The sequence below is a fragment of the Xanthobacter autotrophicus genome (assembly GCF_005871085.1).
Lineage (GTDB): Bacteria > Pseudomonadota > Alphaproteobacteria > Rhizobiales > Xanthobacteraceae > Xanthobacter > Xanthobacter autotrophicus.
Genome location: NZ_VAUP01000035.1, coordinates 196,372 through 222,763 on the forward strand (window position 1 = coordinate 196,372; position 26,392 = coordinate 222,763).

Annotated in this window: 20 protein-coding genes; 4 read left to right on the forward strand and 16 right to left on the reverse strand. The window is 68.9% G+C overall.

The genetic code is table 11. From position 1 onward, the window contains the following. Window positions 1–206: 206 nt before the first annotated feature. The 3 genes from FBQ73_RS16930 to FBQ73_RS16940 form a co-directional block, all read right to left on the reverse strand. Entirely contained in the window at window positions 207–596 is a 390-nt protein-coding gene (locus tag FBQ73_RS16930; RefSeq protein WP_170218938.1) for a response regulator transcription factor, read from the reverse strand. A gap of 167 nt (window positions 597–763) precedes the next feature. After that, window positions 764–1,405 (reverse strand): response regulator FixJ, encoded by a 642-nt coding sequence (fixJ, locus tag FBQ73_RS16935; protein ID WP_138400666.1) that lies wholly within the window; start codon window positions 1,403–1,405, stop codon window positions 764–766. Next, window positions 1,398–2,882 carry a sensor histidine kinase gene (locus FBQ73_RS16940; RefSeq protein ID WP_246089746.1) on the reverse strand — a complete coding sequence of 495 codons (1,485 nt, stop codon included), beginning with the start codon at window positions 2,880–2,882 and terminating at the stop codon, window positions 1,398–1,400. The genes fixJ and FBQ73_RS16940 overlap by 8 nt, the downstream gene beginning before the upstream one ends. Before the next feature lie 162 nt (window positions 2,883–3,044). On the opposite strand from FBQ73_RS16940, the gene FBQ73_RS16945 reads away from it, so the two are divergent. Then, on the forward strand, window positions 3,045–3,755 hold the full coding sequence (locus FBQ73_RS16945) for a helix-turn-helix domain-containing protein (protein ID WP_138400668.1): 711 nt from the start codon (window positions 3,045–3,047) through the stop codon (window positions 3,753–3,755). Between the two features lie 149 nt (window positions 3,756–3,904). On the opposite strand, the gene hemN is transcribed toward FBQ73_RS16945, so the two are convergent. The 12 genes from hemN to FBQ73_RS17005 form a co-directional block, all read right to left on the reverse strand. Beyond that, window positions 3,905–5,308 carry an oxygen-independent coproporphyrinogen III oxidase gene (gene hemN / locus FBQ73_RS16950; protein WP_138400669.1) on the reverse strand — a complete coding sequence of 468 codons (1,404 nt, stop codon included), beginning with the start codon at window positions 5,306–5,308 and terminating at the stop codon, window positions 3,905–3,907. 201 nt (window positions 5,309–5,509) lie between these two features. Then, on the reverse strand, window positions 5,510–8,911 hold the full coding sequence (locus FBQ73_RS16955; RefSeq protein ID WP_246089764.1) for a bacteriophage N4 adsorption protein A: 3,402 nt from the start codon (window positions 8,909–8,911) through the stop codon (window positions 5,510–5,512). A 251-nt stretch (window positions 8,912–9,162) separates the two neighbouring features. After that, entirely contained in the window at window positions 9,163–10,167 is a 1,005-nt protein-coding gene (locus tag FBQ73_RS16960; protein WP_138400671.1) for an alginate O-acetyltransferase AlgX-related protein, read from the reverse strand. Further along, a complete protein-coding gene (locus FBQ73_RS16965) occupies window positions 10,164–11,246 on the reverse strand; it encodes an alginate O-acetyltransferase AlgX-related protein (protein ID WP_138400672.1) in 1,083 nt (360 codons plus the stop codon). Before FBQ73_RS16965 ends, FBQ73_RS16960 begins: the two co-directional genes overlap by 4 nt. A 6-nt stretch (window positions 11,247–11,252) precedes the next feature. Further along, entirely contained in the window at window positions 11,253–12,638 is a 1,386-nt protein-coding gene (locus tag FBQ73_RS16970) for an MBOAT family O-acyltransferase (RefSeq protein WP_138400673.1), read from the reverse strand. A 13-nt stretch (window positions 12,639–12,651) separates the two neighbouring features. Then, window positions 12,652–13,353, reverse strand: a complete 702-nt coding sequence (locus FBQ73_RS16975) for an alginate O-acetyltransferase AlgF (RefSeq protein ID WP_138400674.1) — start codon at window positions 13,351–13,353, stop codon at window positions 12,652–12,654. Between the two features lie 185 nt (window positions 13,354–13,538). Further along, window positions 13,539–14,153 carry an LbetaH domain-containing protein gene (locus tag FBQ73_RS16980; protein WP_138400675.1) on the reverse strand — a complete coding sequence of 205 codons (615 nt, stop codon included), beginning with the start codon at window positions 14,151–14,153 and terminating at the stop codon, window positions 13,539–13,541. After that, the gene (locus FBQ73_RS16985; protein ID WP_138400676.1) at window positions 14,150–14,854 is read right to left on the reverse strand and encodes a DUF1045 domain-containing protein; all 705 of its coding nucleotides are present in this window, start codon (window positions 14,852–14,854) and stop codon (window positions 14,150–14,152) included. The genes FBQ73_RS16980 and FBQ73_RS16985 overlap by 4 nt, the downstream gene beginning before the upstream one ends. Window positions 14,855–14,920: 66 nt before the next feature. Beyond that, window positions 14,921–15,562, reverse strand: coding sequence for an MBL fold metallo-hydrolase (locus tag FBQ73_RS16990; RefSeq protein WP_138400677.1), 642 nt, complete (start codon window positions 15,560–15,562; stop codon window positions 14,921–14,923). Between the two features lie 133 nt (window positions 15,563–15,695). Then, entirely contained in the window at window positions 15,696–17,051 is a 1,356-nt protein-coding gene (locus FBQ73_RS16995; protein WP_138400678.1) for a DUF3422 family protein, read from the reverse strand. Between the two features lie 137 nt (window positions 17,052–17,188). Further along, a complete protein-coding gene (locus FBQ73_RS17000; RefSeq protein ID WP_138400679.1) occupies window positions 17,189–19,744 on the reverse strand; it encodes an ABC transporter permease in 2,556 nt (851 codons plus the stop codon). Next, a complete protein-coding gene (locus FBQ73_RS17005) occupies window positions 19,744–20,469 on the reverse strand; it encodes an ABC transporter ATP-binding protein (protein WP_138400680.1) in 726 nt (241 codons plus the stop codon). The genes FBQ73_RS17000 and FBQ73_RS17005 overlap by 1 nt, the downstream gene beginning before the upstream one ends. Before the next feature lie 106 nt (window positions 20,470–20,575). Here FBQ73_RS17005 and FBQ73_RS17010 point away from each other — a divergent pair, with 106 nt between their 5' ends. Both FBQ73_RS17010 and FBQ73_RS17015 read left to right on the forward strand, forming a co-directional pair. Next, window positions 20,576–21,217: an arylesterase gene (locus FBQ73_RS17010; protein ID WP_138400681.1), complete on the forward strand. Its 642-nt coding sequence runs from the start codon at window positions 20,576–20,578 to the stop codon at window positions 21,215–21,217. Between the two features lie 192 nt (window positions 21,218–21,409). Then, window positions 21,410–21,718 carry a hypothetical protein gene (locus FBQ73_RS17015; protein WP_138400682.1) on the forward strand — a complete coding sequence of 103 codons (309 nt, stop codon included), beginning with the start codon at window positions 21,410–21,412 and terminating at the stop codon, window positions 21,716–21,718. 160 nt (window positions 21,719–21,878) lie between these two features. Here the strand turns inward: FBQ73_RS17015 and FBQ73_RS17020 are convergent, their stop codons facing one another. Further along, window positions 21,879–23,912: a c-type cytochrome gene (locus FBQ73_RS17020; protein ID WP_138400683.1), complete on the reverse strand. Its 2,034-nt coding sequence runs from the start codon at window positions 23,910–23,912 to the stop codon at window positions 21,879–21,881. A 271-nt stretch (window positions 23,913–24,183) separates the two neighbouring features. Here FBQ73_RS17020 and ligA point away from each other — a divergent pair, with 271 nt between their 5' ends. Next, the gene (ligA, locus tag FBQ73_RS17025) at window positions 24,184–26,376 is read left to right on the forward strand and encodes an NAD-dependent DNA ligase LigA (RefSeq protein ID WP_138400684.1); all 2,193 of its coding nucleotides are present in this window, start codon (window positions 24,184–24,186) and stop codon (window positions 26,374–26,376) included. Window positions 26,377–26,392: the final 16 nt, after the last annotated feature.

The following is a 26,392-nucleotide window of genomic DNA, read 5'->3' on the forward strand; positions in this document are numbered from 1 at the left end:
CCGTGCCAAGTAACGCACGGGAACACCGCAAGAGCACCTCCGGATCATACCGCAATGCAATATGATCGGCAAAATGGTCTCTTTTTTCAGGTTTGAAGCCGGATCGACCGATCAGGTTGGCTTAACCGGATCAGGTCCGGCTCCGGAGCAGGCGACGGAGAGCGGGGCGACGGGGAGCGGGGCGACGGGGAGCGGGGCGAGCCGGATCAGCACAGGCCCGAGCGCGCGAAACTGTCGCGCACGGCCTCGCTAAGCTGGTTGCCGAGGAGGGGTTTCTCGATGATGGCCACGCCCTGGGCGGTGGCGCGGCTGCGCACGTGCAGGGCGGGATTGCTGGTGATGAGGAAGGCCGGGAGACGCACGTCGCGCCGGTCCAGTTCGCGCAGCAGGTCGAGACCATTGAGGCCGGGAAGATTGTAGTCCACGATCATGCATCCACCGCGCGAAAATTCGGCGGCCAGCACGTCTTCCGAGCGCGCATAGGTCCGCACGCTGAAGCCATCGACCTCAAATGCGAACTTCAGCGAGCTGCAAACGGCCGGATCGTCGTCCACCACATGAACGACGAAGCCGGGCGTCTCGTTGGACACGATCATTTCCCAGATCCTTCCCCACGACCGGCTCGCGGGTCCACGCGGCCGATGGGTCCGCATGGTCAATTAGCTACGATCGTACGTCGGGCACTAGCCTCCCGCGTTGCGCTAGATCAAGGGGAGCGCGGAGGTACGCGCGCCTTGACGCCGCCGCCTCTTCCCGCGCGCCGCTAGGCGGCCTTGGGCGAGATGCCGGCCAGCAGCGCCATGCGCACCAGCTCGGACAGGCTCTGCGCCTTCATCTTGGTCATCACATTGGCGCGGTAGACCTCCACCGTGCGGGGGCTGATGCCCAGCTCATAGGCGATGGTCTTGTTGGCCTGGCCGACCACCAGGCATTCCAGCACCTGCCGCTCGCGCTGGGACAAGGCGGCGATGCGCTCCGCCACCTGCTCGCGCAGGGCATCGTGCTGGTAGGCCTTCTCCCGCCGCGCCAGCGCGGATTTCACCGTGTCGAGGATGGCGACATCATCGAACGGCTTCTCCAGGAAATCGGCGGCGCCGAGCTTCATGGCCTCTACCGCCAAAGGCACGTCGCCATGGCCGGTGACCACGATCACCGGAACGTTGGAGCCCTTCTCCTGCAGGTGCTGAAGCAGATCGATGCCGGTCATGTCCGGCATGCGCACATCGGTGATGATGCAGCTCATGGAGGGGTCGGCCGCCGGCATGCCCGCGTCCAGGAAGAGCCGGGCCGAGGCGTGCGTATGTACCGTGTGGCCGGCCGTGGCGAGCAGGAAGGCCAGCGATTCGCGCACGGCCTCGTCGTCGTCGATGACGTGGATCACCGCGGCCATCCGTGCGTCAGTCATGAAGCGCCGCCTCCTCGCCCACGGCGCGCAGGGTGAAGCGGAACACCGCACCGCCCTGCGGATTGGGCTCGGCCCAGATGCGGCCGCCGTGGCTCTCGATGATGGTGCGGGAGATGGACAGCCCCACCCCCATGCCGTGCTGCTTGGTGGTGACAAAGGGCGTGAACAATTGCGGCGCGAACTCGGCCGATATGCCGTGGCCGGTATCCGAGACGCTGATCATCACCATGTCGTCCTCCGCCGCCTCGGTCTTCACCAGCAGCTGGCGCCGCGGCGCCTCCATCATTGCCTCCAGGGCGTTGCGCATCAAGTTCAGCAATACCTGCTGCACCTGCACCTTGTCGGCAAGCACGAGGTCGCACCCGGGATCATAAAGAAAACGCACCTGGATACCATGCTCCTTGGCGCCGACCAAGGCGAGGGCGCTCGCCTCCTCCACCAGCTTGGACAGGCTTTCCACCCGCCGCTCGCTCTCCCCTCGGGAGACGAAGTCGCGCAGCCGCCGGATGATCTGCCCGGCGCGCAGCGCCTGCTCCCCGGCTTTCTCCAGCGCACCCTGCAGCATCTCCACCTTGACGGTGCCGGCATCCAGCAAGCGGCGCGAGCCCTTGATGTAATTGGCGATGGCCGACAGCGGCTGGTTCAGCTCGTGGGCGAGGGTGGAGGCCATCTCGCCCATGGCGGTGAGGCGGGAGATGTGGACCAGCTCGGCCTGGAGCTCCTGGAGGCGGGCCTCGGTCTCCTGCCGCTCGGTCAGGTCGCGGATGAAACCGGTGAAGAAGCGCTCGGAGGTGGAGCGCATCTCGCCGACCGCCAGTTCCATGGGGAAGGTGGAGCCGTCCTTGCGCTCGCCCACCACCACCCGGCCGACACCGATAATGCGCCGCTCGCCGGTGGTGAGATAGCGCACAAGATAGCCGTCGTGGGCGCCCCGGTGGGGCGCGGGCATGAGAATCGAGACGTTCTGGCCCACTGCCTCGGCCGCCGTGTAGCCGAACAGGCGCTCGGCCGCGCTGGAGAAGGAGCGCATGATGCCACGCTCGTCGATCACCACCATGGCGTCGGGCACGGTGTCGAGGATCGAGGAGAGGTGCGCCTCGCGGGCCAGCAGGTCGCGGTTGCGGGCGGCGGCATCCAGTCGTGTGCGGCGCAGCCGCTCGCCAAGCACCGCGATGCCGAGCGCCACCGCGATAAACAGGGCCAGCGTTGCCGGATCGAAGGCCCCCCCGAGGCTTGTCGCGCCGCTGGCGAGGGCCAGCACCGCCCCTCCCGCGATGGCAACCGCCAGGGCGGTGCCGCCGGCCACCAGCCCGCGCCCGCTCACCACGATCACGCCGGCGAGCTGGAGCATCAGCCCCTCGGCCCGGAACGGCGGGAAGCCAACGACAAGCCCCAGGACGAGGACGAGGAGCGCCACCGCGCCCCCAACCAGGGCGTCGGACCAGGCGGCACGCCCCGCCAGGCGCCTTGCGGCCATATCGGTCACCACGCTGTCCATCCCGTTCGCCACACCATCCCCGGGGCCGGCTTTCGGCCTCCGTAAAACTACTTAAGGACACCGACTTAAGTGTTCGATCCGAATTTTGCGATGCGTCAATGCCGGTTATCCCTTTCTGCAACGTGATGGAAGGGTAAACCGATGCCGAGCCCCGCTGCAGCGATCGCCCAGAAGGCCTACGCTCATCCCATGACCGCTCCGCGCTGGGGCGACGAGGCCGAGACCCGCTCCCCCATCGACGTGGTGGCCCGCCTTGGCATCGTGGCCTCTTATGCCCGCAATGCCGAGATCTTCGGTGAAGATCAGGCCGCCGATCATCTCTACATCGTTCTGTCCGGAGCGGTGCGCATCTGCAAGCTGCTCGGCGACGGCCGGCGCCAGATCGAGACCTTCTGCCTCGCCGGCGACGTGTTCGGCTGGGAGATGGAGCCCCGGCACCGCTTCTCCGCCGAGGCCGTGAGCGAGTGCAAGGTGGTGCGCATCAAGCGGTCCATCCTGTTTTCCCGTGCTGCCGACGACGCCGAGCTGGCTCATGCCCTTTGGGCGCTGACCGCTTCCGAGTTGGGCCGGGCTCAGTCCCATCTTCTGGTGCTCGGTCGCAAGACTGCCCAGGAGCGGGTGGCCACCTTCCTGCTCGACATGGCGGCGCGCGCCGGCTCCGGCCAGGGCACCAACGGCATTGAGGTGACGCTGCCCATGTCGCGGCAGGATATCGCCGACTTCCTCGGCCTCACCATCGAGACCGTGTCGCGGACCCTGACCCATCTCGAGGAGATTTCGGCCATCGCCCTCCCCTCATCCCGCCGCGTGGTGCTGCGCGACGGAGCGGCGCTGCGGCGCCTGAATTCCTGATCCGTCTTTCCCCCCGGCGTGCCGCACTCTTCATCTGCGGCGCACCTCCCCTTTGGCACGTGCTCCCGGGCGCGTGCCTTTTTCTTTTTTTGGGGAGGAATCTCCGAGAAATAAAGCAGGCCGCCGTGCGGCCCGCTCCAAATCAACCTTCAGACTGCCGCGGCGTGGCGCTTCTGCTCCGGGGCCGCGGCGCGGCTTGCCACAAGGCGCGTGTCGAACACCGCGCAAACCACGCGGGTGAAGGGCCGGCTCGCCTCCGGCACCTCCACCACCGCGCCGTGGCGAAAGGCGAGGCCATCGGCGATCAATGGCTCCAGTGCGTGGATCTCGTCGGCGAAGAAGCCGCGCGGAAAGCCGTGCTGCATGCAGGCTTCATCCAGATCCACCGACAGGTCGCACATGAGCCGCTCGATGACGTGGCGGCGCAGCCGGTCCTCGTCAGTCAGGGCGATGCCCCGCGCGATGGGCAGGGTGCCGGCTTCTACCGCCTTGTGCCAAGCCGGCGTGGCGGGCAGGTTCTGCACATAGCCCTGCGGCAGCGCGCCGATGGCCGACGCTCCGAAGCCGATCAGCACCGGGGCGTCGTCGGTGGTGTAGCCCTGGAAATTGCGCTTCAGCGTCCCCGCCGCCGCCCGCTCCGCCATGGCGTCCGAGGCGCGGGCGAAATGGTCGAGCCCCACCGGCACATAGCCATGGCGGGCGAGCACGTCCGCCACCAGTTCCGCCTGCGCCAGCCGCGCGCCGGCGTCTGGTAGCGCGTCTTCCGGGATCAGGGCCTGGTGTTTCTTCATCCACGGCACATGGGCATAGCCGAACACGGCGATACGGTCCGGATCAAGGCCGAGCGCCGCCTCCACCGTGCGGCGGACGGAGGCCTCGTCCTGATGCGGCAGGCCGTACATGAGGTCGAGGTTGAGGGCGGTGATGCCGGCGGCGCGCAAGGCATCCGCCACCGCCTGCGTCTCCTCGCACGACTGGTGGCGGCCGATGGCCTGCTGCACGGCGGGATCGAAATCCTGCACGCCGAGGCTGGCGCGGTTGAAGCCCTCGCGGGCGAGCGTCGCCACCTTGGCCGCGTCCATCACCCGCGGGTCGATCTCGATGGCGATCTCGGCGCCCGGGGCAAACTCGAAGGTCTCACGCAACGCGCCCAAGATGGCGGCGAAGTCCTCGTCCGCCAGCATGGTGGGCGTGCCACCACCGAAATGCAGGTGCGACAGCTTCAGCCGGCCCGGCAGGTGGCGGGCGACGAGACCAATCTCCTCCACGAGGCGCTCCGCATAAGCCTTCACCGGCGTGCGGCTGCGGGCCACCGCCGTCTGGCAGCCGCAATAGAGGCACAGCTCGGCGCAGAACGGCACGTGCACATAGGCCGACACGCGGGCATCCCCCGGCACGGCCGCGAGCCACGAGGCATAGGTCGCGGCATCGACGGCGGGGGAGAAATGGGGCGCGGTGGGGTAGCTCGTATAGCGCGGCACCGGCTGCCCGTAGCGGGCAAGGAGGGTTGCGGCATCAAGCTTGGGGGCGGGGCAGAAGGAAGCTTGGGTCATGGCCGCGACCATGAGGCGCCGACCCTTGCGGCGCCTTGATGTGGCGCAAGGGGCCAGGCTCTGAGGCCGCCCCCTTGAATGCCCCTTTGTCGCACCCGGCTCCGGCCATTGCCGGATCCGGCTTTGACATCCACAACTCGGGAACACCCGAGTTGTGGCGCGTACCCACTCGGCATCGGTCAAAGACCGAGGCCGATGGCATTAATAGGACAGGAAGGCCCCGGCGAAGATGCCCTCGGCCCGCTCGTCCCCGGCCAGCTTGAAGCGATATTGCAGCGTCAGGTCGAGGTAGGAGCGTGGCGCGGCGTATTCGTCCTCGTTGAACCAGTAGCGCATGGTCGCGCCCGGTCCCGCGCCGAGGGCAAACGGCGTGGCATAGCCGGTGTCGTAGCCGCCGCCGATGGCGAGATAGGGCCACAGCACCAGCCGGTCGGAGATCGCGTCGAGCCGCCAGGCATGGCCGTAGCGCGCCTCGAAGGAGGCCACCGTCTGCGGCGTCATCAGGAAATAATTGTAGTCGCCATAGATCTGCCAGGCCCGCCAATTGTCCACGTCGACCCTGAGGTCGGTGCCCTCGCTCTTGGAATAGGCGGCGCGCAGCAGCACGTCGTCGCGGGCATACTGGCCCACCGGGAACAGGTAGGACACCTCCAGCACCAGGTTCTCGCTCTTGAACGGCTTCCACCGGGCGCCAGCGCCGCCCTGGATGGTGTCGAAGCCGGTGGGGCCGCCCGCATCGCTGTAGAGCGTGCCGAAGCCGCGCACGAACAATTCGAAGATGGCGCCGTCGCGATAGCCGATGCCCGGCGGGCGCCAGTAGATCTCCCCACCCGCGCCGATGGTGTGGTTGGCGCCCGGCGTGGGCGGGGCCAGGTAGGAGCCGGGGGCGACGCCCACCGCGCCGTAGCTCACCGAGGCATAGGCGCCCCAGGTCCGCGTCAGCTCCGCCACCTCGCGCCGGAGGCCGAACAGATATTGCGGATCAAGCTTCAGCTTGCCCTCGCGCGCCTCGTCGATGGCGGACTTGAAGTAATCCACCGCCTCCGCATTGTGATAGGTATGCCGCGCCGCATAGCCGGCATTGATCAGGTTGGTGCCGCGCAATTGCCAGCGACTGTTGGCTTCCGAGAAGTATTCGTAAGCGAGATCATCTTCGCCCGCCTGGCTCGCCAGCACCGCAAGGTCCACCGCCTTCATGCCGCGCAGGGCACCCGAATTATAGGCGGAGAGGAAGAGCTGGCGCGCCTCCTCCCTGCGCCCGAGCTGGGACAGCACGCCGATGCGCGCCGTGAGCATGGCCATGCGCTCCTGCCCGCTGCGCGCACGGGTGGCGGCAAGAGTGAAGGCCTGAAGCGCTGCTTCCTTGTCGTCGAGGGCGAGATAGGCAAAGCCAAAACGCGCCTGCACCTCATAGCTTCCCTCGCCTTCGTACGGCGCGAGAGCGTCGAGGGCGATAGCCGGCTGCTTGGCCGAAAGGCCGGCGTCGGCAAGGCCGAGGCGCACCTGTCGCACCTGTCCGGTTGGTAGGCGGCCGGAGGCGAGGGCGGCGCGGAAATCCAGGATGGCACCGGAGAAGTCCCGCGCCCGCATGCGCAAATTGGCCCGTTGCACCAGCAGCGTCGCATCGCGCGGGTTGCCGGCGAGCAGGCGGTTGGCCACCACCTCGGCTTCCCGGTAGCGGCCCGCCGAGGTGAGGGCGTTGAGCAGCAGCACCTGATAGGTGGTGTTGCCCGGCTCGGCATCCACCGCGCGGCGCGCCTCGGCGATGGCGGTCGAGTAGTCGCGCTTGCCGAAGGCGGCATAGGCGGCGCTGGCGGCCGCATAGCCGGGCGCGGCCGGGTTCAGGCCCGCCCCCGCCACCTGCAGGGACTGGCCGGCGAACACCGAGCAAATGACCCCGTAGGACGTGGGCTGGCACAGCACCACGGGCTGCACCAGGGCCGGGCGCGGACCGCCCGGCGCCTTCATCAGCGCCTCCGCCTGCTTGTGCAGGGGCACGATTTCCTTGTTCTTGCCCGCGTCGAGGGGCTCGAGCAGCTTCAAGGCGTCGGCCGCCTGCCCGGCGGCGAGCGCGGCATTGGAGGCGATGATGCGGAAGTTCAGGTCTTCCAGATCGGTCAGGACGGGGCTGGCGAGGGCGGTGTCGAATTCGCGGATCGCCTCGTCGCGCTGTCCGAGCTTCTGCACCAGATAGCCGCGCAGGACGTGGGGCAGAGGCTCGCTCGGATTGTCGGCCACCGCGCCGGCGGCGGCAGCCTCCGCCTCCTTGACCTGACCTGCCGCCATCAGCGCGTTGATCAGCACGATACGGAACACCAGGGCGTCCGGCGCCCGGTCCACCGCCTGCCGGGCGAGGGTGACGGCGGCCTGCGCCTTGCCGCGCGCCAGCTCCTTGATGGCCTGTTCCGCCAACGGCTCGGCGAGGCGCTTCTCGTTGGCGGCGCGCAGGGCGAGCAGGGTCGGATCGGTGTCGCCCTGGGCGATGGCGTCGCGGATGGCGACATCCAGATCCTTGAACTTCTTCGCCCGCTCCAGCGTATCCACCAGAAGGCGGCGCCAGGTGGGATTGCCGGGATTGTCCTTCAGCGCCTCGCGGATGCGGGTTTCTGCGAGGGCATCGTTGCCGTCGCGATAGGCGTTGAAAGCCTCCAGCGCGGCGTCGTAGCCGGGGGTGTCGGACACCCCGCCGCCGGGGGGCGTGGTGGCCGGCACGAGGCTGCACGAGGGACCATAGGGGGTGTCCACGCACTTCTGGTAAGGCACGGGCAGGCTCTGGAACGCCTTGTCTGGCACCAGCTTCGGGTTTTTCTCCTGGGTCCGGGCGACGCGCAGGCGACCAGCGACCGCCGCGTCCTGCGGCTGCACCTGTTCCAGCAGCTTGATGGCGCGCTGGGGGTGGCCGGCGGCGATGGCGGCATCGGCCATCACCAGGCGCACGTCGCGCGCGGTCGCTCCGGAAAGGACTTCGTCCTTCAGGGCGGTGTCGAAATCCTGCTCGGCTTCGGCGATGCGGCCGAGCCGCTCGCGCAGATAGCCACGCAGGGTGCGGGGCAGGAAGGATTGCGGATCCACCTCCACCGCCTCGCCGGCGGCCTTCTCCGCCGCCTCGATCTGCCCATCAGCGATGAGGGCGTAGACCAGCAACATGCGGTAGCTCAGATCGTCCGGCACCAGCGCGATGGCCTTCTTCGCCGCCTCCACCGCCGCCTTCGGGTTGGAGGCCTCCAGCGCCTTGTTGGCGGCGAGCGAGGGCGCCTGCGCCAGGATCTTGCTTTGCGCCCGCACCCGCGCCACCAGCGTCTGGTCGGTGATGCCGGCGGCGATGGCCTGATTGCCGGCGGCCACCGCCTCGGCGGTCTTGTCCTGGGCCTCCAGCGCATCCATCAGCAGCAGCCACAGGCGCGCCACGTCCGGCCGCAGCTTCAGGGCTTCGCGGGCATAGGTGACCGTCTCGGAATACTTCTTGTCGCGCTGGGCCGCATAGGCCCGGTCGGCCGCGGCCCAGGCCGCGCCGGTCAGTTCCGGCGGCTCGGCGCGGGCCGGAGTTGGGCCGGCGAGAGGCCCGGCCGCAAGCGCGGTGGCCAGCATCACGCCGAGCGCCATGCGCTTCAAGCGAATCGGGTCCCGAAGCGCGGGGGACGAAAGAGCCGGGCGGAGAGGATTCGCGGTGGTCATGACGCCACCGTCTCAGGGAATATTTAAACCGGGGTTAACCTTAAGAGATACGATGAATAAAATACTTCCATAAATACTTTGTTTACCATACTGACCGGCGCGGACCCGCATGGCACACAAGAAATGCGCCGGCTCCTTCGCGAAAGCGGCGCGCCGGACCCATCTTCTTAACTTGCTGTTTACTTCCCGATCGCCGCGCGCATCCGCTCGCGCCAGGTCTCGCCGCTCATGAGCGAGGGCGCATCCCACTGGTCCGCGGCCTGCGGACCGCTATGGAACGGTCCCTCGTTGAACTGCCACACCAGCACCTGCGGCGGCGCCTTGGCGAAGTCAGGCGTGCCGACGGCCTGGAGGAAGGTGACCCATGGCCCCACGTTGCCGGGGTTCCAGGTGAGGGAGACCGGCCGGTCGAGCCCATTGGAGAGCTTCTGCGGGAAGCCGAGATAGGGCTGCACGAAGCTGTTGCCCACCACATGGACGGGCGCCGGCCCGCTATCGAGCAGGGAGGCCTTGGCGGCGGGCGGGGTGCGCACGGTGTAGAGGTCGGGGCCCACCTGCTTCTGCTGGTCGGGCGGCAGGAAGCGCTCGGCAAGATCCCCCAGATGGCGCTGGGTGACCCATTCCCCCAGCTTGTCGCCGCCCGGCGCGCCGGCGAGCTTCGACACCTTGGTCTTGATGAAGGCGGCCACGGCATCCGCCGCCGCCTCGGACGACCAGGCCGTCCAGTGGTAGTCGGCCCGGTAGAAGCTGGTCTGGCGGCCGGTCTCCACCGATTTGAGCGCCGGGCGCAGGTCCAGCGTATCAATGCCCGCCTTCTTCAGCTCGTCGAGGATGAAGTCGTACTGCCCCGCCACGTCCGCCGACAGGCTGGTGCCGTCGGGCAGGCGCGCCGCGTAGAAGCGGGCCTTCAGCGGCACCACCAAAGTGATGAGGGTGATGCCCCGCGCGGCGAGTGACGCCTTGGCGTCCTTGATCAGCCCCACATTGGCGGTGATGCCGGCCCGGTCCAGAACCGTCAGGCTCTCCCAGCCGGGAAAAAGCCAGCCGTCCTTGCCGATGATGAGGGTGGTGCCGCCGGACGGGCCCTGCGCCGCCGCCGGAGCCGCCGCGCCCGCGACGGCGAGCGCCGAGGCCAGGGCTGCCCCGGCCAGCAGCCGGCGGCGGGTGAGGGCGCGAAGCGTCATGTCGGATCTCCCAGAAAGCGGCGTTCGGTCTCCGTCAGCGGGCGGGTAAGCGCACGCATGGGAAACTCCCACACGATGAGCCGTGTCTGCGCGAGACTTTCGGGCTCATTCATCAGAAATTCCAGAAGCTGGCCGGCAAAGCCGCTGCCGTCAGCGCTCTTCTGCGCCACCTCATAGCCGGACGCCGCCTGCAGATAATCCAGGAAACCGGAATTGCGCGAGAAAGAGGACCCCGCCAACACCACCGCGGGCGCGGGCACATCGTCGAGCAGGCCGCCGCTGCGGGCGATGGTGACGGACACGTCCGGCACCTCGTCGGGCTCGGGACCCGACCAGGGCCAGGAGCGCTCCAGCCCGGCAAGGCGCATCAGGTCGCCCACACGCGCATGCGGCGCGCTCTCCTTCAACGTCACCTTCTGGGTCCCGGCGCCGATCTTCCGCGCCACATGCTCGGCCACGCGCGCGGCGGCGAGGCGCGCGCCCGAAGGGCTCCAGTGGGTGTCGGTGCGCAGGAAGCCGTCCGCGTCGGGAAAGCCCGGCGCGATCTCCACCTGGTCGAGGCCCAGCCCACGGCTCCCCTGCCACCACGCGGCGGAACGCTTGGCCGCCAGATCCGCCACCTGAAGACCACAGAGCCGGTCTGCCGCCAGCAGGGCCTTGTCGGGCACCGGCAGCACCACAAGGGCGATGTTCCGCGCGACGAGATGATCTCGGATCTTCGCGGCGAGCCGGATGCGCGCGCCCACATGGGCCTCCCGCTCGCGCGGCTCGACGATCTCGTCGGCATAGAACAGCCAGCCGGGACACCCGGCGCGCACCAGCGGCCCGGCATCGCCGAAAAGACGGTAGGCAAGGCCCGAGGCGATATCACCAAGCCCCGTCAGCTTAGGCAAAGCGGCCACCACCTGCTTGTCCAGCACCGCAGTGAAGCGACCTTCCAGGATGTCCGCCGGGCTGGCCACTGCCGCAAGCGCCTCCCGGCTTTCGGGGCCGGGGAGCCGCGCCGCGACGAAGCCGAGGCCGGCTAGCAACAGCGCCAGGAAGGCCAGGGTGGCGAGGGTGCGGGCGAGGGTCGTCATGCCGCGTCAGAACTGGAAATAGAGGAAGGGCACGACGATCCGCCCCTGCAGCACGAACACCGCGAACAGGAACAAAGGCAGCGCCGTCCACGCCCGCAGCGCGTGGCCGGGATTGGGCGCGGAAGGGTCAATGCGCATCAGCTTCGGCAGATAGATGAGGCCGATGCCGAGGGCGAGGGTGACCAGTTCCAGCGGCCGGAGCGCCGCCCCCATGGCGGGCGAAAGCGAAAGCCCGTGGGCGCCGGCGAGGCCGGAGAAGATGCGCCCCGCCTCGTCCCAGCTCGCGGCGCGGAACAGCGCCCAGCCGACCATGACGAAGGCGAGGGTAAGCACATGGCCCGGCAGCGCACCGGTGCCGGGCAGGCGCGCGGCCTTCCACACCCGCCCCACCATCAGGCCGAAGCCGTGCCACAGGCCCCAGATGAGGAAGGTCCAGCTCGCCCCATGCCACAGGCCGCCAAGGCCCATGGTGACCAGCAGGTTCATGGAGACGCGGCCGGTGGAGCCCCGGTTGCCGCCCAGCGGAATGTAGAGATAGTCCCGCAGCCAGCTGGACAGGGAGATGTGCCAGCGCCGCCAGAAATCAGAAAGCGAGGTGGCAAGATAGGGATTGTCGAAATTCTCCGGGAATTTCAGCCCCACCATCAGCCCGAGGCCGATGGCCATGGCGCTGTAGCCGGAAAAATCGAAATAGAGCTGCAGCGTATAGCCCGCCACCGCCAGCAGCACGTCCGCCGTGGTCGGCTCGGCTAGGGCGTAGCCCGCGTCCACCATGGGGGCGAGCGTATCGGCGATGAGCACCTTCTGGGCGAAGCCGAGCATGAAGCGCTCCACCGCGAACATGAACTCGGCGCGGTGGAAGGTGCGCGCCTTCAACCGCTGCGCCACCCATTCGTAGCGCACCACGGGACCGGCCACGAGGTGGCCGAACATGGACTGGTAGGTGGCGTAGTTCACGAACGACGGCTCGGCCGCGACCGTGCCGCGGAACACGTCGGTGGAATAGGAGATGGCGCCGAACACGAAGAAGCTGAGGCCGATGGGCAACAGCACATCCTGCCAGCCCCACACCGAGGCCCCCAGCGCCCCCGCCGAATGCACGAACATGTTGGCGTATTTGAACCAGACGAGCGACGCCAGCGGCCACGCGATCCCCACCACCAGCGCCCGCCGCCGTCCCGCGCCGTCCGCCCGGGCGATCCACAGGCCCGTGGCCCAGGACCACACGGCGATGGAGACGATGAGCGGCAGGAAATCCGCCCGCCACCAAGCATAGAACAGCCAGGAGAAGGCGAGGATGGCAAGGTTGCGCGCCGCCCCCGGCGTCAGCGCGTAGACGATGAGGAACACCGGCAGGAACAGGAACAGGAAGCTGTCGGAGGCGAAGACCATGGACCCCGCCCGACTAGTTGGCGGCGCCGCGATAGGTCTCGGTCTCGTCGCGTTGGCCGGTGAGCACCGGGCCGGAGGCGCCCGGCAGCAGGAACAGGCTGTAATGGTCCCCGGCCTTCAGCGGCGGCAGGGTCAGGGGGCCGGAGGCCGCCGCCCCGCAGGTGGCCGATAGGATCGCCTCGATGGGATTGATGGCGCGCTGGCGGGTGGCGTTGGGCGCCACCGCCTCGAACACGGTGGGGCCGCCATCGGCGACAGTCACGGCGCCGTCGCAGCCGGGCACGAGATTGTAGAAGCGCAGCTGGGCCTTCAGGTCGTTGCGGCCCTCGGTGGAATCGGCGATGACCACCGCCGGGCCGCCCGCCGGCACCACCACGGTGGAGAAGGCGTCCGCCGCCGGCACGATCTCGCCGGCCACCGGCCGGCCGTCGATGCTGAGGGCGAGCGGGGTACCGCCTTTCACCACGCGGTAGATGGTGGCGGTGTCGCCCTGCGCCATCGGTGCCGCCGGACCTGATCCGAAGGCGATGGGCAGGCCGCTGAGGGAAAGGTCGATCACGCGCACATAGGCCGAGCCGGCCGGAGGCTTGGGCGCATAGAGCCGGGTCAGTTCCTGCGCCTGTGCGCCAAAGCTGGCCATGGCGAGGGCCAAGGCGCCGAGGCCGGCGGCGATCCGGCTTCCGGCGGCACGCGTGACACGGATGGAAACAGGCATGCGCGGACCCCTGACCAGCCTGAAGACAGCTTCAGCCTCCGGCGCGACCCCGAACCCAAATACGGGGATCGCACCTGAAGCCAGACGCCAAGACAGTTAGGCCCTGCGCCCGCGCGAGACAACCGAGCCGCCCGCCCATCGCCGCCCATGGTTACGCAGCGTGACCGAAACTGGCGCGCCCGCGCTCAGGCTTCATACTTCTCCAGGAAGCCTTCGATGGGCAGCGCGCGGAAGTCCGGCAGGGCCGTCCGAAGTTGCTCGTGGCTCCAGTCCCACCACCCCAGCGCCTGGAGGCGCGCGGCGATGTCCGCCGGGAAACGCTCCTTCACCACCCGCGCCGGCACTCCGGCAACGATGGCATAGGCCGGCACATCCTTGGACACCACCGCACCCGCCGCCACCACCGCGCCGGTACCCACGCTGCGCCCGGCGAGCACCACCGCCCCATGGCCGATCCACACGTCATGGCCGAGGGTCAGGCGCTGGTCGCGGCGCCACTGGAAGAAGTCCGTCTCGTCCGCCTCGCCAGGAAAATAGGCGGAGGCGCGATAGGTGAAATGCGCCTGCGAGGCCCGCCAGGTGGGGTGGTTGCCGGGATTGAGGCGGGTCATGGCGGCGATGGAGCAGAACTTGCCGATGCGCGCATAGGCGATGTCGGCGTCGTTCACCACGTAGGAATAATCGCCCATCTCCACTTCGAGCAGCTTGGTGCGGGCGCCCACCTCGGTATAGCGGCCGAGGGTGGAAGCCTTTACCTGCGCGGTGGGATCGATGAGGGGGGTCTCCCCCAGCACCTTCACCGTTCACCCCCGAACGGCAGGCGCTTGAGGATGCGGAAGCGCGCGCCGGGCGTGTCCTGCACATAGAGGGCGATATCGCCAACGCTCACCGGCACGTCGGCGCCACTGGCCCGATAGGCGTCGGCGAGGGCGTTCATGGCGTGGCTGCGCTCGCCCTCGGCCAGCGGCCCGGTGAGCGTCATGTGGAAGCGGAACTCGTCCAGCACATAGGGGTAGCCGTAGGTTTCAAGATATCCCGTCTGCCGCGCCGACAGGCGGTCCGGCTTGCGCCGCGCGATGTCCGCAGAGGATAGCTGGGCCCTCACCTCCTCCAGCTCCAGGACGCAGGAGGCGGCGAGGTGTTCGAGCTTGGGCGCAGCCACCGCCGGCACCAGGGCCACGAAAGGGCCGATGGCACGCACCTCCAAGGGCGGCATCTCGAACGGATGGTGGCCGGCGGCGCAGGCGGCGACCGCATCCACGAGGTCCTGTTCCGTCTTCCCCTCCGCGAGGCGGAACGGCGCCTTCAACGTGCCGTGGAAGCCGTAGCGCCTGGGCTCGGCGGTGGCCGCGTGCCAAGCCTCGGCATCGAAGCCGGGCAGGTCGGGACAGGCCGGCTCGGTGCCGGTCTGCGCGTCATAGCCGAGCACGCACGAGCCGAAGCGCCACAAGGCGCTGTCGGCGGGCGGCGCGAGATAGAGGGCATAGCGCGGGGCGGTCAGTGTGGCAGCGCCTCCTTGCGCGTCACGGGCGGAAGATCAGGGGCCAGAGGTCTGCGGGACGGAAAGTCAGCGCGGAAGGAACGGGTTGTGGGCCTTTTCGTCGCCGATGCTGGTGACAGGACCATGACCGGGCAGGCAGACCACATTGTCCCCCAGCGGCAGCAGCTTGCCGACGATGCCCGCGATCAGCAGATCCGGATCGCCATAGGGAAAGTCGGTACGCCCCACCGAGCCGCGGAACAGGGTATCGCCCACGATGGCGATGCCCACGCCCTTGTGGACGAAGACCAGATGGCCGGGCGTGTGCCCCGGCACATGGAGGATATCGAGGGTGAGATCACCCACGCTCACCGTTTCACCCTCGCTGAGATAGCGGTCGGGCGTCACCGCGCGGGCGTTGGGAATGCCGTATTTGGCGGCCATGGCGGGGATGTCGTCTATGATGAACTGGTCCGCCTCGCCCGGCCCCTCCACCTTGACCCCGAGGGTTTCGGCAAGCTCGGCGGCGCCGGCGGCGTGGTCCACATGGCCGTGGGTCAGAAGGATCTTGTCCACCGTGATCCCGGTCTCGGCGATGGCCGAGCGGATCTTGTCGAGATCGCCGCCGGGATCGATCACCACACCCTTCATGGTCCTGGTGCACCACAACAGCGAGCAGTTCTGCTCGAACGGCGTGACGGGAACGACGGCGATCTGGATCGGCTGCATGAAGGGCTCCGCGTGAGCACGTTTGGCGCCGGCGCGGGCATCGCCCGTCTCCGGTGAAGTTGTAAAGGGTCCGGCAGGACGGGCGCGGACGCAAGATGGCGGATGGTCCGCGATGGGCGAAAGGCCGCCGGCCTCAGTCGCTGTCTCCGTGGGAGCTTCGGATTCGCCGCACCACCGACCACACGCCGAGCACTGCCACGGGCACCGCCAGCGCCGTCGCGAGCCCCACGTCCAGGTGGACGCCGAAGGTGCGCACGTCGATCCCGCTCTCGTGGACGCCCTCGGCCATGTGGTGGAACAGGCTGACCACATAATAGGAGATGGCCGCCACCGAGAGGCCTTCCACCGTGCGCTGCAGGCGCAGCTGCAGGCGGGTGCGCTCGTTCATGGAGGTGAGCAGGTCGCGGTTCTGCTGCTCCAGCTCCACGTCCACGCGGGTGCGCAGCAGGTCGGCGGCATTGGAGAGCTTGCGGGCGATCTTTTCCTGCCGCTCCTCCACCGCAAAGCAGGTGCGCATGGCCGGTTGCATGCGGCGATCCAGGAATTGCTGCCAGGTGGGAAAGCCCGTCACCGGCACCTCGCGGATGGTGGCGAGGCGCAGCCGCACGATCTCCATATAGGCCCGGCTGGCGCCGAAGCGGAACAGGGCGCCGGCCGCCCCCGCCTCCAGCTCGGCCGCAAGGCCGACCAGCTGGTTCAGGAGGTTGTTGTTGTCCACCAGCCCCTTGGCGGAGGTCATGGCGGTCGCCGCCGTGGCAAGTCGCGCCTCGATGCGCGCCACCTCGGGCGACAGCCGCTGCGCTTCCGGCAGACCGAGCAGGGCCAGCGTCCGGTAGGTCTCGATCTCCAGCAGGCGCTGCACCAGCGCCCCGGCCGCGTCGGCCCCCAGGCCCCGGTTGCGCACCAGGATGCGCACGAATCCGGACGGGTCTGGCATGAAATCGGTGGCTATCTCGGCGAAGCCGTCATTCACGTCGGCGCGGGCAAGGCTCGAGCGGTCGAACACCTGGTCGAGGAAGAAATCCTCGGCGGTGTCGGGCACCAGGTGGAGATCCACCGCGACCAGCAGCGGACCGGGCTGCGGAACCTCTCCGAACGGGCTGGCGAGCGTCGCAGCCGGAGGCTGGAACGGCAGGCCGCCGGGCTGGATGCCGCTGGAGGGCAGGTCCCAGGTGTAGGTGCAGAATTCGGCGTGGCTCTCCCAGCGCAGCTCGGCGCCGCCGAACGAGACGTGGTGATATTTGGCGCCCGATGCCGGCGCTGGAAGCCCGCGGGCGTTGCACAGGGCTGCCACCGCCTTGCGATCGGCCTGGGCCGTGGTCGGGTCCAGCAGGAAGGCGGCGTGCAGCATGCGCCGGGGCGCCTGCGCCGGCGCGAACGGGCGCGCATGAAGCTCGCGCAAGACCTGCGCGCGCAGGGGATGGGCATGAAGCGCCCGCCCTTCGCCGATGACGAGGTCCGCCTCGCCGCCCGTGCGCCCAGTGTCCATCGCGCCCGCTCCCCTGTGTGTTTTGTCCGTGCTGGCACGGCGGCGGCGCGCGATCAAGGCGCATGCTCCGTCGCAAGCGTCGCACCGGGGGAGCGGGAGAGGCGGAGGCGATCGGGGCGGGCCCCGCCCCTCCCCCCTCACAGGTGTCGCAGCACCCGCGCCGGCGGCACCGAAAGCGCCCTCAGGGTGCCGGCGAGCCCGACGCCCATTGTGACCACCAGCGCGCCGATGACCGCGCCGACAGCTGCCGGCAGCGAGAAGCTGAAGCCGATGTCCATCACCTGCGTCACCACCGCGAAGGCGGCAAGGCTGCCCGCCGCCACCGCCACCAGCGCGGTGGCGAGGCCCAGCCCGGCATATTCGAGGGCATAGGCGAACATGAGCCGGCCCCGCGTCGCCCCCAGGGTCTTCAGGATCACCGCGTCATAGATGCGACCTTCACGCCCCGCCGCCAGGGCACCGGCCAGCACCAGCACCGAGGTGATGAGGGTGACGAGGCTTGCCGCGCGGATACCGAGCGACAGGTTGTCCAGCATGCGCTGGGCCTCCTCCAGCGTCTCCTTCACCCGCACCGTGGTGATGGCCGGAAAACGCCCCGCCACCGCCTTCAGCAGCGCGACTTCCCGCGCGGTGTCGCCGCCATCGGGAAAGGTGAGTGTGGCCAGCACCGTGTGCGGCGCCCCGGCGAAGGTGGCCGGCGAGAACACCATGACGAAATTGATGCCGAGCCGCTCCCACTTCACCTCGCGCAGATTGGCGATGCGGGCGGTGATGGGGCGGCCGAGCACGTTCACCGTCACATGATCACCCAGAGCGAGGCCAAGGCCCTTGGCCAGCTCCGCGTCGAAGGAAACGAGGGGCTCGGTCTCGTCGCCGGTCCACCACTGGCCCGCCACCACCCGCGAGCCCTCCGGCACCTGGGCGGCGCTGGAGATGCCGCGATCGCTCTGCAGGACCCAGGCGGCATCGGCGCGCGGCTTCACCTCCTCGGCGGGAGTGTCCTTCACCCTGGTGATGCGCCCGCGCAGCATGGGCACCGCCTTTACCTCGGCGCCGGGGGCCGTGGCGGCCAGGAAGGCGCGAAACTCCGGTTCCTCGCCACTGGGCACGTCCACGAAGAAGAAGCTCGGCGCCGCCTGCCGCATCGGACCGGCCAGTTCGCGGTTGAGGCTCGCATCGATGAGGGCGATGCCCACCATCAGCGACAGGCCGAGCCCCAGGGACAGCACGACGGACGGCGTCAGCGCTCCCGGCCGGTACACATTGGTAAGGGCGAGGCGCACCATGGCATCCTTGGGCCTGGGCGCCCGTCGCGCCAGCGCCATCAGGCCGGCGGCGACGCCGCGCAGCAACAGGAACACCAAGGCCGCCGCGGCGAGGAAGACCGCGGCGGCGCGCCGGTCCTCCGACGTGGCCATCGCCAGCACCACCAGCGCCGCGCCCACCCCCGCCACCGCCAGAAAAGTGCCGAGGCCGATCTTCACCGCCGGCTCGCCGATGCCGTCGCGGAACAAAGCGGAGACCCGCGCCTGCTGCGCCCGCGCCAGCGGCAGCAGGGAGAACAGGGCCGACACCAGCACGCCATAGAGCGCGGCCAGCGCCAGCGCCGCCGGATCGATGCGCGGCTCCAGCGGAAACGGCACCAAAGCGCCGATGGCCGCGCTCGCCGCGAACGGCAGCGCCGCGCCCAGAACCAGCCCGATGCCGATGCCCAGCGCCGCGATCAGTCCGATCTCGGCGGCATAGGTAAAGAAGATGTCGCGCCGCGTGGCGCCCACGGCCTTCAGGGTGGCGATGACCTCGCGCTTGGCCGCCAGATGGCTCGACACCGCATTGGCGACGCCGACCCCGCCCACCATGAGCGCGGTGAGCGCCACCAGCGCCAGGAACTGACTGATGCGCCGCACGTTGCGGGCGAGCTGCGGGGTGGCCCCGTCGCGGGTGCGCATCTCGAAACCCGCCGCGCCGAAGCGCTCCCGCGTGGCATCCATGAAGGCGGTGAGCGCCGTCGGTGACGGATCGGCCAGCACCACGCGATAGCTCCAGCGCACCAGGCTTCCCGGCTGGATCAGCCGGGTCTGCGACAGCACGCCCTGCGATACCAGGAGCCGCGCGCCGAAGCCGATGCCGGAGGAGAGCTTGTCCGGCTCACTGTCGAGCACGGCGCGCACCTCCACCATGGCATCGCCCAAAAGCAGGCGGTCGCCCACCTTCAGGCCCAGCCGGCCGAGCAGCACCGGATCGGCCGCCGCGCCATAGAAGCCGCCCTTTTCGCCCAGCACGTCGGCCAACGGCGCGGGTGGGCTCAGGGTCACCTGCCCCACCAGGGGATAGCGGCCATCCACCGCCTTCACCTCGGCCAGCGCCGCATCGCCGCCGGCGGTGCGGGCCATCACCCGCAGCAAGGCGGTGGTGCCCAGCGTGCCGGCGCTTTCGAGCACCGCGCGCTCGTCCGCGCTCGCCTCCCGCTGCACCAATGTAAAGGCGGCATCGCCGCCGAGGATGGCGCGACCTTCCCGCTCCAACCCCTGGGTGAGCGCCCCGGCAAAGGAGCCGATGCCGGCAATAGCCATGACGCCCAGCACCAGGCAGCCGAGGAACACGCCGAAGCCCCGCCGCGCCCCGCGCAATTCACGCAGGGCGAAGCGCAGGGACCGGGGCAATCGAGGCGCGGCGGCGACGAACGCCGCCATCACAGCGCTTCCGCGCCAGCGCGGGGCGTCACGGCGCTGTCGTCCTTCACCACGCCGGAATGGAGGGACAGCACCCTTTGGCAGCGCCGCGCCAAGGCGGTGTCGTGGGTGACGAGCACCAGCGTCGTGCCCCGCGCCCGATGGACGGAGAAGATGAGGTCCATGATCTGCCGGCCGGTGGCCTCGTCCAGATTGCCGGTGGGCTCGTCGGCGACGAGGATGGGCGGCTCGGGGGCGAGCGCGCGGGCGAGCGCCACCCGCTGCTGCTCGCCGCCGGAAAGCTGGCCGGGATAATGCTGCGCGCGGGCGGAAAGCCCCACCGCCTCCAGTTCCCGCGCGGCGCGGGCGAAGGCGTCGGCGCGGCCCATCAGTTCCAGCGGCACGGCGACGTTTTCCAGCGCCGTCATGGTGGGGATGAGGTGGAAGGACTGGAACACGATGCCGATATGCCGGCCGCGAAACCGCGCCAGCGCATCTTCCCCGAGCCGCGTGATGTCGGTGCCGGCCACGGTGACACGGCCGGTGTCCGCGCGTTCGAGACCCGCCATCACCATGAGCAGGGTAGACTTGCCGGAGCCCGAGGGGCCCACAAGCCCCACGGCCTGCCCCGCCCCGATCTCGACAGAGATGTCCTTCAGGACATGGACCCGGGCCGCCCCGGTTCCCAGGGAGAGGTCCACATGCGACAGCGCAATGGTGGAACGCGGAGAGGACACATCATCCATGCCTGAAAATGCCGTGGCTCGAAAAAAGGGATCTGCGACGATCGCCGCCGGGGAATGCCGGCGCACTCGCCTATGGGAGACGGCATTTAAGGCGGCGGCGGGGCTGATGGCCGCGCTCACCCTGTTCACGTTCACGTCAGGGCTTCCCGCCTCGGGGCGGGCGATGGCGGCCGAGGCGCGCACCGTGCGCATCGTCGCGTTCGGCGACAGCCTCACCGCCGGCTACGGCCTGCCCGCCAGCGCCGCCTTCCCGGCCCGCCTGGAAGCGGCGCTGAAGGCCAAGGGCCTCGACGTGAAGGTCGAGAATGCCGGCGTCTCCGGCGAGACCGCGTCCCAGGGGCTCGCCCGGCTCGACTGGTCCATCGGCGAGGGCACCGACGCGGTGATCGTGGAACTGGGCGCCAACGACATGCTGCGCGGCCTCAACCCCGCCACCACGCGTGCCGCCCTGACCGAAATCGTCCAGCGGCTGAGGGCACGCGGCATCACCGTGCTTCTGGCCGGCATGAAGGCCGCGCCCAATCTGGGCAAGCCCTATCAGGAGACGTTTGACGCCATCTTCCCCGAGCTGGCGGCGGCGGAAGGGGTGCTGCTCTATGCCTTCTTCCTCGACGGCGTGGCGGGCGATCGCAGCCTGATCCAGCCGGACGGGCTCCATCCCAATGCGGAGGGGGTCAGGCGCATCGTCTCCGGCATCCTGCCCAAGGCGGAGGAGCTGGTGGCGCAGGTCCAAGCTAAAGGGAGGTAGGCCGGGAAAGCCTGCCCGAGCAGGGGATAGGCCAGCTAGACTGACTAATTTTTCAGCATTTCCAGCATCACTCATCAGCACTTGACCAATCCATAATCATTCATCTAAATTCCGCCGCTTTCTGCGGGGATCGCCCTGCCCATTCGTTGCGTTTGCGTACCCATTTTGCTTGAAACAACAGTGAGAACGACAATGGTTCGGGAATTCGAGTATCAGGGCGAGACCTTCCGCGTCACCGCCCATGGCGTTCATGGCCACGAAGAGATTTTCATCGTCCATATCGAAGAAGACGGCGTGGAGGGCGCGGAAATCTCCATCGACCGCATGACCGAAGAGAATGACACCAGCGCGCCCATCGAGGCCATCCTGGTGATGCTGTGCGACAAGCTCATCCCCCAGAGCGAGATCCAGGTGCAGAACCCCGAGGCGCCTTTCGCCTGGCGCGAGGGCAACGTGGTGTTCCAGGTCCACGACGGTCTCCAGGACACCAAGCACGACTGATCGGCGATCGGCTGCGCGTGGGCGGTGCGCGCGGCGCCCGATTGAACGAAATTCGAAACGAAAGCGGCCGTCCCGGAACCTCCGGGACGGCCGTTTCATGTGAAACATCGTTAACGGAACCTTGCACCGCGGCTTGGGTTCAAGCCGCGGTGCAGCCGTCCTACTTCTTCTTGGCGGGTGCTGGGGCGACCGGCGCCGACACGGCCGGCTTGGCAGGAGCCTCCACCACGATCTTGCGCGGAGGCAGTAGCTGCAGCGCCTGCACCGCCTGTCCGGCGAAGCCGTTCAAAAGCTCGTTCTGGTCCGCCACCGTGGTGTTGGGCTGGACCGCCACCACCCGGCAATAGGCCGCGATCAGCGCATTGGCCACGTCGGCGGGACGCGCCTTCGGGGTCTGCTGGTACAGCGTCGTGGCGAGGGTGGAGATGGCGTCCGCAGCGAGCGGCGGCTTCGGCGTGCCGAGGAGTTTGGTGGCGGCGGCGGACAGGTCCGCCGGCACCGCCTTGCCGTCATCCGCCGGGCAGGCGAGTTTGCCCACGAGGCTCTTCGGCTCCTTCAGCACCAGGCCCGGCCCCACCGGCAGCGCCCAGGCGATGGGCTGGCTGTCGACCGGACCGGTGACGGTCCGCCGCGACACCTCCAGCGCCGTCTGCAGGGTGAAGCGGCGCAGCTCCGCATACTTCTGCCAAGTGGGAGCGTCGCTCTTGGCCACCACCGGGCAATAGGCGGCGGTGAGCGCGTCCACCACCGCGCCGCTGCCCGAGGTGCCCGAGGCGGCCTTGTAGGCATCCACCATCATGGGAATGGAGCGCTGGCCGCCGGCCATCATGGCGGAGAGCGCTGCCACCGCCTTCGGGTCCGGCCCGTCCGAGCCGGGGGCACCGCCCACGTCCGGGCAGGTGAAGGCGTCCGCCGCCTGCGTGCCGTAGTCCGGCGCATGGGCGGTGGCGCGCCAGGAGGCGACCATGGAAGAGGTCACATTCGGCGCGGCGGTGTTGCCCCAGGAGGTGCGCACATAATTGGCGAGATCGGCGATCTGCTGGTCGTCGAGCCGGCCGGCGAAGGACGGCATGGCGCCATAGGTGCCCCCCGTGGGCAGGCCGCCGAGCACGGCCATGATGATGTTGTAGGGCTCCGCCGCCACCACCGCCGGATTGCCGGCCAGCGCCGGCACCGTGTCGCCGCGGCCGGCGCCCTTGTCCATGTGGCAGACGGCGCAATTGTCCACATAGAGCGCCGAGGCGCGGGTGTAGACGGCGGCCGACAGCGGCGAGGCCGCCTGCGGGGCCGGCACGTCCGCCGGGCGAGGCGAATCGAACAGATAGGTGACGATGGCGGCGCGGTCGGCATCGGTGAGGAAACCGAGGGAGTCATGCACCACCTCGGCCATGGGGCCGAACACCGAGGTCTTGGCGGGTGCCGAGCCGGTCTTGAGAAACACCGAGAGGGTGTCCACCGTCCAGCCGTCCTTCTTCAGCGCATCGGCAGCAATGTCCGGTGCCCAGAAGCCGTCCACGTCGGCGCCGAGGAAATGGGCCTTGCCCTTGGTGGCGCCCATGATGTTGCGCGGGGTGTGGCAATCCGAGCAGTGGCCCAGCGCGTTCACCAGATAGGCGCCGCGGTTCCAGGCCTCGCTCTTACCGGCGTCGGTGATGAAGCGGGCGTTCTGGAAGAACAGCTCCCGCCACGCCAGCATGCCGAGGCGCACGTTGAAGGGGAATTCCAGGCCATTGGCCGGCGGGGTGTTGGGAATGGGCGGAATGCGCCGCACGAAGGCCCACAGGGCCTTCATGTCGTCGTCGCTGATTTCCGTATAGGCGTCGAACGGCATGGCCGGATAGAGATAGGCGCCGTCCTTGCGGATGCCGTTGCGCACCGCGTTCACGAACTCATCGTAGGTCCACAGGCCGATGCCGGTGGAGCGGTCCGTGGTGATGTTGGGCGAGTAGATCGCGCCGAACGGGGTGTTCAGCCCCAAGCCGCCGGCGAAGGGCTTTGCCTTGTCGCCGGTGTGGCAGGGCATGCAGTCCGCCGCCTTGGCGAGATATTCGCCGCGCACCACGAGGTCGGCGTCCTTGGCCGCGTCGGCCACCGGATAGGTGGCCATCTGCGCCAAGGCCGGCGCACCGGCGCTCAGCAAGGTGGCGGCCGCCAGCGCGGCGATGCTGCGGGAAAATCCTGAAACCCTGGCCATTGTGCCCCCCGGTCGAATTCTCGATCCGATGCTCTGGAGCATGCGCGGATCGGCTTGCCGCCCATGCCCTTCGGATAACGTCGGTTCTTTTCGCGTCAGAGCCCCGATCCGGCTCTAGCTTAGACATCTTACAAGAGAGCGACATTGATAAAGCCGGGTCTTTCCCGGATCCATCCTCCTGCGAGTTGCCCCCGGAGACGTGCTTTGCGAAAAAGGGGCGCCAGAGAGTGAGCGCGACCGATCCGACGGATCGCGCCCGTTGGGGACCCCCATGACTTCGCCCAGATCGACCTCGCCCAGATCGACCGCGCCCGCATCGACCGCCGCCACCTTCCGCGCCATTCCGGTCGAAGACCTCTCCCCAGCCGAGGCCGCGAGCGAGCACAAGGCGTTGGCGCAGGAGATCACCAGCCACGACGCCGCCTATTATCGCGAGGACGCCCCCGTCGTCTCCGACGCCGAATATGACGCCCTGCGCCAGCGCTACGAGGCCATCGAGGAGCGCTTTCCGGGGCTGAGGGGCGAGGACAGTCTGTCGGAGAAGGTGGGCGCGGCGCCGTCGGAAAAGTTCGGCAAGGTCGCCCACAAGGTGCCCATGCTGTCGCTGGCCAACTGCTTCTCCGACGAGGAGGTGGTGGAGTTCGTGGCACGGGTGAAGCGCTTCCTCAATCTCGGGGCCGATGACGAGGTGGCCTTCACCTCCGAGCCCAAGATCGACGGCCTGTCCTGCTCCCTGCACTACGAGAACGGGCGCCTCACGGTGGCCGCCACCCGGGGCGACGGCAGCCAGGGCGAGGACGTGACGCAGAACGTGCGCACCATCGCCGACATCCCCGAGCACCTCACTGGAAAGGACGTGCCGCAGACCATCGACGTCCGCGGCGAGGTCTATATGGCGGGGGCCGATTTCGAGGCGCTGAACGCCCGTCAGGCGGCGGCGGAGGAGAAGGTGTTCGCCAATCCGCGCAATGCGGCCGCCGGCTCCCTGCGCCAGCTCGACCCGTCCATCACCGCGGCGCGACCGCTGAAATTCTTCGCCTATGCCTGGGGCGAGGCGTCATCGCTGCCTGCCGAGACCCAGTTCGGCGTGGTGGAGGCGTTCGCCCGCTGGGGCTTCACCACCAATCCGCTGATGGTGGTGGCGAAAGACGCCGCCGGGCTGATCGCCCATTACCGCTCCATCGAGGCGCAGCGAGCGCTGCTGGGCTACGACATCGACGGCGTGGTCTACAAGGTGAACAGCCTGGAGCTGCAGCGCCGGCTCGGCTTCGTTTCCCGCTCGCCGCGCTGGGCCATCGCCCACAAATTCCCGGCCGAGCAGGCCACCACCGTGCTGGAGGATATCGAGATCCAGGTGGGCCGCACCGGCGCCCTCACCCCGGTGGCCAAGCTCACCCCGGTGACGGTGGGCGGCGTGGTGGTGTCCTCCGCCACCCTGCACAATGAGGACGAGATCGCCCGCAAGGACGTGCGCATCGGCGACACGGTGGTGGTGCAGCGCGCCGGCGACGTGATCCCCCAGGTGGTGCGGGTGATCGAGGACAAGCGCCCGGCCGGATCGAAGCCGTATGAGTTTCCGACCCTATGCCCCGCCTGCGGCTCCCACGCCGTGCGCGAGGTGGACACCAAAAGCGGCAAGGTGGACGCGGTGCGCCGCTGCACCGGCGGCCTCATCTGCCCGGCGCAGATGGTGGAGCGGCTGCGCCATTTCGTGTCGCGCAACGCCTTCGACATCGAGGGGCTGGGCGAGAAGCAGGTGCGCGCCTTCTACGACTGGGACCTCATCAAGTCCCCCGCCGACATCTTCACGCTGGAGGCGCGCAACAAGGAGGGCCTCCAGCGGCTGGAGAATCGCGACGGCTGGGGCAAGACCTCCGCCACCAACCTGTTCGCCGCCATTGCCGAGCGGCGCACCGTGGCGGTGGACCGCTTCGTCTTCGCCCTCGGCATCCGCCATGTGGGCGAGACCAACGCCAAGCGCCTCATGCGCCACTACGGCACCGTGGAGGCTTTGGAAGCCGGCGCGCTGGCGGCGGAAATCCCCGGCGAGGCGCATCCCAAGGGCAATGATGCCTGGCAGGAGATGATTGGCATCGACGGCATCGGCGACGTGGTGGCGGAAGCCGTCATCGAATTCTTCGGCGAGCCCCGCAACCGCGAAGTGGTGGCCGCCCTGCTGAAGGAAGTGACGCCCGAGCTCATGGAGCAGGTGGCGGCGGCCAGCCCGGTCTCCGGCAAGACCGTGGTGTTCACCGGATCGCTGGAGAAGATGACCCGCGACGAGGCCAAGGCCATGGCGGAGCGCCTCGGCGCCAAGGTGGCGGGCTCGGTCTCGGCCAAGACCAACCTCGTGGTGGCCGGCCCCGGCGCCGGTTCCAAGCTTGAGAAGGCGCAGGCGCTCGGGGTGCAGGTGATCACCGAGGACGAATGGTTCGAGCTGGTGGGAACCGCCCCCGCCCCTTGACGGGTCCGCTGCCAGC

Excerpts from the sequence above, each read along its gene's own strand:
- FBQ73_RS16930 (WP_170218938.1), bottom strand. The coding sequence starts at position 596 with ATGATCGTGTCCAACGAGACGCCCGGCTTCGTCGTTCATGTGGTGGAC.
- fixJ (WP_138400666.1), bottom strand. The coding sequence starts at position 1,405 with ATGACTGACGCACGGATGGCCGCGGTGATCCACGTCATCGACGACGAC.
- FBQ73_RS16940 (WP_246089746.1), bottom strand. The coding sequence starts at position 2,882 with ATGGCCGCAAGGCGCCTGGCGGGGCGTGCCGCCTGGTCCGACGCCCTG.
- FBQ73_RS16945 (WP_138400668.1), top strand. The coding sequence starts at position 3,045 with ATGCCGAGCCCCGCTGCAGCGATCGCCCAGAAGGCCTACGCTCATCCC.
- hemN (WP_138400669.1), bottom strand. The coding sequence starts at position 5,308 with ATGACCCAAGCTTCCTTCTGCCCCGCCCCCAAGCTTGATGCCGCAACC.
- FBQ73_RS16955 (WP_246089764.1), bottom strand. The coding sequence starts at position 8,911 with ATGGCGCTCGGCGTGATGCTGGCCACCGCGCTTGCGGCCGGGCCTCTC.
- FBQ73_RS16960 (WP_138400671.1), bottom strand. The coding sequence starts at position 10,167 with ATGACGCTTCGCGCCCTCACCCGCCGCCGGCTGCTGGCCGGGGCAGCC.
- FBQ73_RS16965 (WP_138400672.1), bottom strand. The coding sequence starts at position 11,246 with ATGACGACCCTCGCCCGCACCCTCGCCACCCTGGCCTTCCTGGCGCTG.
- FBQ73_RS16970 (WP_138400673.1), bottom strand. The coding sequence starts at position 12,638 with ATGGTCTTCGCCTCCGACAGCTTCCTGTTCCTGTTCCTGCCGGTGTTC.
- FBQ73_RS16975 (WP_138400674.1), bottom strand. The coding sequence starts at position 13,353 with ATGCCTGTTTCCATCCGTGTCACGCGTGCCGCCGGAAGCCGGATCGCC.
- FBQ73_RS16990 (WP_138400677.1), bottom strand. The coding sequence starts at position 15,562 with ATGCAGCCGATCCAGATCGCCGTCGTTCCCGTCACGCCGTTCGAGCAG.
- FBQ73_RS16995 (WP_138400678.1), bottom strand. The coding sequence starts at position 17,051 with ATGGACACTGGGCGCACGGGCGGCGAGGCGGACCTCGTCATCGGCGAA.
- FBQ73_RS17000 (WP_138400679.1), bottom strand. The coding sequence starts at position 19,744 with ATGGCGGCGTTCGTCGCCGCCGCGCCTCGATTGCCCCGGTCCCTGCGC.
- FBQ73_RS17005 (WP_138400680.1), bottom strand. The coding sequence starts at position 20,469 with ATGGATGATGTGTCCTCTCCGCGTTCCACCATTGCGCTGTCGCATGTG.
- FBQ73_RS17010 (WP_138400681.1), top strand. The coding sequence starts at position 20,576 with ATGGCCGCGCTCACCCTGTTCACGTTCACGTCAGGGCTTCCCGCCTCG.
- FBQ73_RS17015 (WP_138400682.1), top strand. The coding sequence starts at position 21,410 with ATGGTTCGGGAATTCGAGTATCAGGGCGAGACCTTCCGCGTCACCGCC.
- FBQ73_RS17020 (WP_138400683.1), bottom strand. The coding sequence starts at position 23,912 with ATGGCCAGGGTTTCAGGATTTTCCCGCAGCATCGCCGCGCTGGCGGCC.
- ligA (WP_138400684.1), top strand. The coding sequence starts at position 24,184 with ATGACTTCGCCCAGATCGACCTCGCCCAGATCGACCGCGCCCGCATCG.